We start from the raw sequence: 7,201 nt of genomic DNA on the forward strand, positions 1-7,201 counted from the left end.
ACGTCCTCGTACCTACAGTGGAGCTTGAAAACCCACTGGAATGAAAATGTTGCCCCGGCTTACGCTTCGCTAAAAGGAGCAGGGGACATCTTTTGTAAGGTTATAATACTTTCGATAAGAATTCCTTTAATCGTTGATTCTGAGGATTAGCAAAGAATTCAGCAGGACTATTTTGTTCCTGAACAACACCTTGGTCAATAAAAATTACACGGTCAGCCACTTCTTTTGCAAATCCCATCTCGTGAGTAACAACAACCATGGTCATGCCTTCTCTACCAAGTTCCTTCATAATGTCAAGAACTTCACCAACCATTTCAGGATCTAATGCTGAAGTAGGTTCATCGAATAACATTACGTCAGGGTCCATTGCAAGTGATCTAACAATTGCAATTCTTTGTTTTTGTCCACCGGATAATTGGGATGGATATGCATCCGCACGATGTGCTAAGCCAACACGATCTAAAAGTTCAAGTGCCTTCTTCTTTGCCTCTTCTTCACTTCTCCCTTGAAGTTTCATAGGTGCAATCATAAGATTCTTTAAAACTGTCATATGAGGAAAGAGATTAAAATGCTGGAACACCATTCCCATTCTCTGGCGATGCTTGTTGATATCAGTTGCTTTATCTGTAATGTCTACTCCTTCAAAGAATATCTTACCATCCGTAGGAACCTCTAATAAGTTTAGAGATCTTAAAAAAGTAGATTTACCGGAACCAGATGGCCCAACAATGACAACTACCTCACCTTTTCTTATCTCTTCATTGATACCATTTAACGCATATACTTTATTATAAGCCTTATGAAGGTTCTCCACTTTAATTATTACTTCTGCATCAGTGGTCACTGTTTCTCAACCTCCTCTCCAAACGATTAACTAGTTTCGTAAAGATGATAACTAATACCAAATAAATTAATGCGACTGCTATGAGTGGCATAAAAGCGTCATAGGTACGACCACGAATAATATCTCCTGCTTTCGTTAGATCCTCTAATGCTATAAAACCACTGACAGAGGTTTCCTTTAACAAAACGATAAACTCATTACCGAGTGCAGGTAAGATATTTTTAATTGCCTGAGGTAAAATAATCAATCGCATAGTCTGAGCATAATTAAATCCAAGACTTCTACCTGCTTCGAACTGTCCTTCATCTACTGCCATAATACCAGAACGAACAATTTCTGCCACATAAGCACCAGAGTTTAATCCAAATGCTAAAACCGCTACAAATATTTTATTAATATTAACTGAACCAAATATAACAAAATAAATAATTAATAATTGAACTACTACCGGTGTACCACGAATTACTGTAATATAGATATTACATAAAAAGTTTAATATTCTTAACTTACCAGTTTTTGAATAAGTAGAACGTATTATTGCTATGATAAAACCGAGTAATGCACCAATCAATACAGCAAAAAAGGTGACTATTAATGTTGTAATTAATCCTCTTACAAGGTACATATAACGGTTATCTTCTATAAAATTCAATACAAATCGATCACAAAAATCTTGAAAACCTGTCTGCATATTCTCAAACATTGTCATATATACAATTCCAAACAAACCGTAACCCCCTTACAAAGTAAATTATTTAATATATCAAGTGCCTCTAACCTGAACAAGAAATTTACGAGCTTTTCTTGTCGTGAGTCGGGTTACATTCCTAACACTATTTTATGCCCTTTTATTTTACTACTCTTTTACAATGATTACCTGACGTCCAGTATAATAACTGTCTGAAAAGTCAATAGACTGTCTGCGTTCTTCATTATCAGTTAAACCTGCCACACCAATATCAGATTTACCAGAAGTAATATTGGCAATGATAGAATCAAATGCCATATCTTCTACCTTAAGCTCCATACCTAAAATATCTGCAATTGCCTGTGCCATATCTACGTCAAGCCCAACAACTGAATTACCTTCAATAGATTCATATGGAGGAAATTCTGCATTCGTAGCCATAACTAAAGTTCCATTAGGGCGATCCACATCTTTTTTAGCGTATGGAGTAGCTCCTTCTACATTACCAATATAGTAATCAATAATTCCTTGTAATGTTCCATCTTCTTTAATCTGTGCAATAGCAGCGTTGATTTTATCCTTTAATTCTGTATTACCTTTTGCGATACCAATTGCATATGCTTCTGAAGTATATTCTTCATCAATTATCTTTAATCCTTTGTTCTTCTCAACAAATACCTTCGCTGGTTGATCATCAATAACTACTGCATCAATCTTACCTTGCATTAACGCTTGAACTGCCTCAAATCCTTTATTATAATGTTCCACAGTTTTAACTCCAAGCTCTTTGTCATCCGTAACTAAAATATCACCTGTGGTACCTGTCTGAACACCAACTGTAGTTCCCTTTAAATCAGCAATTGCATTAATCTTAACATTGCTTTTTGAACTACAACCTGCAAGAGATGCCACCATCACTCCGGCTAATACAACGGCCATAACTTTTTTTAACTTCATAATAATTCCTCCTCTTATATAATATGAACGTTTCTTTTAAATTTTATTTTCTTTCTATATTTTCCCTCTTATCTAAGTTGCAATACGAATTATAACACCCCTTTTATAAAAATGCAATATTTATTTATAATTATTAGTTATTTTTCTTTTTAATGACTAAATATACATCCGAAATAAATTCTATTTTTATATTCTATATTATATGCAAAGGATTTCATTTATGTTTTTAACCATAAGTAATATTTTATATTTATACATGTTTGTCTACTTTTTATACATTAAATATAAAATATTATACATCGAATTTACTTTAATACAAGTTATTATATAAACCGACGCCTTTCCTTTTCTTCATCACATATTCGACTTCGCTGCATAAATTAATAGAAAAAGGAAGTTGTAAAATATGTCTTGTTGTTGCTTTTTTTTATTAGGTTTAGCCTTGGGTAATTGTAGAGGCCGTCGTCGCAGAAGATGCCGTTTTGTAGAATTCCGTTTTAGAGATCGTGATAGAGATCGTGATCGAGATTTCGACTGCGATAGAGATTTCGATCGCGATAGAGATTTCGACTGCGATAGGGATTTCGACTGCGATAGGGATTTCGACTGCGATAGGGATTTCGGATGCGATAGAGATTTCGATTGCGATAGAGATTTTGATCGTGATAGAGATCGTGATCGAGACCGCGATAGAGATCGTGATCGAGACCGCGATAGAGATAGAGACCGCGATAGAGATAGAGACCGCTTCTGTAGATGTAGATGCTGTCTTGACGACAGAGGACGCATTATTTGTAGATGCCGTTGTGACCGTGACAGAGACCGTGACAGAGATAGGGATAGAGACCGTGATAGGGATAGGGATCGTGACCGCTTCTGTAGATGTAGATGCTGTCTTGATGATAGAGGACGCATTATTTGTAGATGCCGTTGTGATCGTGATAGAGACAGAGACCGTGACAGAGATAGGGATCGCGATAGAGACAGAGACCGTGACAGAGATCGAGACCGTGATAGAGATAGAGACCGCGATAGAGATAGGGATTGTGATAGATTCTGTAGTAGACGCTGCTGCGAACGTGGATGCTGTAGTGGTATGGGTTGCTTTTCTAGAGATGATGAATTTTGTAACGGTGTCTGCTCCGATGGTTTTAATCGTTCCGTAGGATTTATTGGCTCGAAATGTCCAAATGGAACAGGAAATGTTTTTTCACCATTCTAAGTATAAAAGTCAAGATAATACTCAATGAAAGGAAGACTTTGCATTTTAATAATACTGCTAAGTCTCCCTTTTATTTTTAAAAACAAATTTAATTTCACTTGAATTTACTATTTCATGTTTAATCTGAAGGCTTTTATCACATATTAATTTAGAAACTACAGATAATAACCTTGAAAGGAAGAGATAACATGGAACTATTAGGAAACCACGAAATACCAATTGGATTTAGCATGGCACTTGCCAAAGATACCAATGCCATGAACGCATTTTCTTCTATGTCTAAGGAACAGCGCACGCAAGTAGTGGAGCAATCTAGAAATATCCAATCCAAAGAAGACATGGAACAATTCGTTAACAGTTTTACCCAAAACCGTACCTATTAGTCTAAGAAATCCATAGTGAAATAACTGTGAGAGGAATGCGAGGTGTTGTGAATGACTTATGTTGCTCCGGCATTAATGGGAAAATTTGAATCATTATCAGAAGGACTTCGAAGTATGATTTTAGAACGTAACACCCAAATTAATACGATGCAAGATTTTATTAAGGTGTTGGAAGATATCGTAAATGAAGCAGAACAAGAAGATAATTAGGAACATTGTTCATTTGGATTGTTAGGATAGGAATCAATTAACAGTATAATCTTTTGTATGATCTTTTTGTATGATCTTTTTCATTGGTATACCATAATTCCTTACTTTTTAAAGTTTGGGATTCTATTAAATAGGACTGCCGTTACTAATTACTTAGTACGACAGTCCCTAACAATCTATCAATTATTATGTAAGACATAACTAGAAAACTTTATGTTCCTAATAAAATACTTAATTTCATTACTTTCTTTATAATTTCCTTTCATTACTTACCTTTCATTCATTACTTTCTTCACTTTACTTAACTCTTCTAATAAAGACCGCCAACAAGAGCATCATCAAGACTTGTTTTATCCGTATCAATCAAAATAATATCCCCTGCCTCAAACTTAAACTGCCTACCAAAATAATCTTTTTTTGTATTATTTATTCCTTCCATCTGAAACATATTGCAATGCCCAAGATTCTTTTCATTTTCTGCATTATCATAGGTTAAATAAAGTTTATTCTTCTCATCATAAACCTTGATATCAAAATGAATGATAATAAACCCTTCCGATAACCACAAGTTATCTACTTTTGAGATCCCATATTTCTTAGCATAAGCTTGTACATCAGTACCCTTTTTTACTGCCTTTACATCAGAAGGTAAAGAATAATTGAAATAATAAGACTGTTTGTATTTTGTTAAGTTTTCTTTTGAATATCCAAGTCCTAGCAGGGAATTAGATAACGTTCCCTGATGAATCCTTAATGCGTAGTTTTGATTCGAAAATGTTTTAAATGCTAATTCTGAGGATATCCTTCCATAACTATACATCTCTTTTTTCTGTGCAGTCCATGCTTTGTATGTGATATTTCGAATAGAAGCAGTATCTTTTAACTCCACATCTGGAATGCCAAGATATACGTCACCAGTTTGTGCTTGTTTGGTATTTTCTAAGTCTATTTTACTGCCTACTTTGATAAAATGGTTTCTCTTACCGCTAATTGTATCAGAATAATACAACTCCACCTCTTCGCAGTTTAATCCCTTTTTATCAACATAGTAAAATGTTGGTGTTATTATGATTTTAGATTCATCTTTAGCAGTGATATTTCCCACAGTATCAAGAGTGAATCTCCAGGTATAACCTGCCTTTAACGAACCTTTATTAAGATACTTTGGATGAGATCCATCCACTAGGGGTAAGGTAAACTGTTTGTCTCTACCGGTTTGAATACCAAATTGATTTCTAGTACCAATCGTATAATAGTATAGTTTATCTTTATGATATTTCTCACCTATCTTTGTTCCATCAATTCTTTGCATGGATTTCTTTACTCCATCGATAACCTTTGTCACAAAGGTATCTAGTATCTTTAAACGCAGAGAGTTTTCGGAACGAAATATATCTTTCCATAGACTATTCTCGTGTATATCATATAATGTTAATCCATAGATTTTTCCTGATACCTCAACTTGCTTTGTATCGGTAGCAACATAATTACTTCTCGATAAATTTGCATTTGATTGCACACTAGATAGCATTCCTTCTCCATTTACTGCGATTGTTCGAAATTCAACAGTATAGATTCCACAATCAACATACATTGGCAAATAAAATCGTTGTGAAGAATACAATCCAACTGCATACCAAGTATTTTTATTTAATAAGATATCATTTGACATATCGCGGTCATTACCCACATCAATTAGAACATCAAAAGGAAAACGGACTTCATTCCGAAGAATTCCCTCTTGATTTCGGGCTATGTAGTAGGCATTTCCTAACGTATTGCTGACATAATCTCTTATATAATAACCTGGATACGGATTGTGTGACCCATAATTACTTATGGAGACAGTAAAATCAGAACTATCTCCCTCCTCATCTAATACAAGAGGAATACAGTTTTTATTTGGAGATGAAAGCTGAACATAAGAGGCATTATCTTGTATCAGCGTTCCTTGGCAATACACAGGAGTATGAACTGTTATACTGTTAATATTGGAAATTGGATAAGCCTCCTCAGAAGGTTTTGTAGATTGAAAAGATGCAACCTTTTCATATCGAATGGTCCCGCTAGAGGAGTAGATAGAGTTTGCCAATGTGGCTGGAATTGTTAGATTAGACTGATATAGAGTATTATATAAGGTTAATTCTGGTCTTCGAATCGCAGAATACACTGCTTCTTCTGTTTCCTTTAGTTTATACTGATCATTCATGACTGTTCGATTATCAAATTGAAAAACATCATTTCTAACCTGAACCTCAGGAATCAAAGCATTGACTTCGGTTGTAAAGTCATTCATTGGAATCGATGGTTTAATTCCACCTAAATCAATTGTTTCTGCTGGTAAATCTACCCCTGACTTTACCTTTGGGGGTACAATAATATGTTGGTCGATATCTCCAAAGGATTGATAAGATATGGAAGGAATCGAGTAACTAAATGGTAAAAGTGTAATATCGCCTCGTGGTAGGGCGGTATTTATAAGATTTGCTTGATTTATTTTAAAATAATCAAAGCTTACTAATTCCGTATACTTCACTTGCCTATTGATGGTCACCGTCTGCTTTACATCTTTCGTTTCCGTATGATTTGTTTTCACAATTTCTGTTTTACCATCTGGATCCCCTTTGATTGGTTTCTCTTCTTCGGTATACCATTTTAGTATGTATTTCTTTCTTGCTTCCACTTGAAATTCCTTGGAAGTAGAGTTCCTTTGAAAGGAAGCTTTGATTAAATACTCCGGTGCTCTCACCGATGCATATAAATTTTCAGTAGTTGGTATTCCTTGTTCTACGGAGAACTTCTCCGCTCCATAGTAATCCGATCTAATTTGCCCATTTGTTGAAGATGCATCAAAATAATCAATGGTGGTATTTATGGATTGGGGCGGTATCGGTGTG

Annotated in this window: 7 protein-coding genes; 3 read left to right on the forward strand and 4 right to left on the reverse strand. The window is 35.0% G+C overall.

What is annotated here, in order from left to right; translation table 11 throughout:
- Nucleotides 1-100: 100 nt before the first annotated feature.
- The 3 genes from RTP52_RS05635 to RTP52_RS05645 all read right to left on the reverse strand — a co-directional run bounded on the left by RTP52_RS05635 (nt 101) and on the right by RTP52_RS05645 (nt 2,489).
- Complete coding sequence (locus tag RTP52_RS05635) at nt 101-844, reverse strand: amino acid ABC transporter ATP-binding protein (protein ID WP_312101277.1); 744 nt, start codon at nt 842-844, stop codon at nt 101-103.
- Nucleotides 834-1,535 (reverse strand): amino acid ABC transporter permease, encoded by a 702-nt coding sequence (locus RTP52_RS05640; RefSeq protein WP_312101290.1) that lies wholly within the window; start codon nt 1,533-1,535, stop codon nt 834-836. The genes RTP52_RS05635 and RTP52_RS05640 overlap by 11 nt, the downstream gene beginning before the upstream one ends.
- A gap of 165 nt (nt 1,536-1,700) precedes the next feature.
- Complete coding sequence (locus RTP52_RS05645) at nt 1,701-2,489, reverse strand: transporter substrate-binding domain-containing protein (RefSeq protein WP_312101280.1); 789 nt, start codon at nt 2,487-2,489, stop codon at nt 1,701-1,703.
- A gap of 506 nt (nt 2,490-2,995) precedes the next feature.
- On the opposite strand from RTP52_RS05645, the gene RTP52_RS05650 reads away from it, so the two are divergent.
- The 3 genes from RTP52_RS05650 to RTP52_RS05660 all read left to right on the forward strand — a co-directional run bounded on the left by RTP52_RS05650 (nt 2,996) and on the right by RTP52_RS05660 (nt 4,304).
- Entirely contained in the window at nt 2,996-3,655 is a 660-nt protein-coding gene (locus RTP52_RS05650; protein WP_312369783.1) for a hypothetical protein, read from the forward strand.
- Between the two features lie 244 nt (nt 3,656-3,899).
- Complete coding sequence (locus RTP52_RS05655; protein WP_312101286.1) at nt 3,900-4,094, forward strand: hypothetical protein; 195 nt, start codon at nt 3,900-3,902, stop codon at nt 4,092-4,094.
- 51 nt (nt 4,095-4,145) lie between these two features.
- On the forward strand, nt 4,146-4,304 hold the full coding sequence (locus RTP52_RS05660; protein WP_312369785.1) for a hypothetical protein: 159 nt from the start codon (nt 4,146-4,148) through the stop codon (nt 4,302-4,304).
- Nucleotides 4,305-4,614: 310 nt separating this feature from the next.
- On the opposite strand, the gene RTP52_RS05665 is transcribed toward RTP52_RS05660, so the two are convergent.
- A partial coding sequence (locus tag RTP52_RS05665; protein WP_312369787.1) for a DUF5704 domain-containing protein occupies nt 4,615-7,201 on the reverse strand: 2,587 nt, incomplete at its 5' end.

It is taken from the genome of Lachnoclostridium sp. (assembly GCF_031997925.1).
Taxonomy (GTDB): domain Bacteria; phylum Bacillota; class Clostridia; order Lachnospirales; family Lachnospiraceae; genus Lachnoclostridium.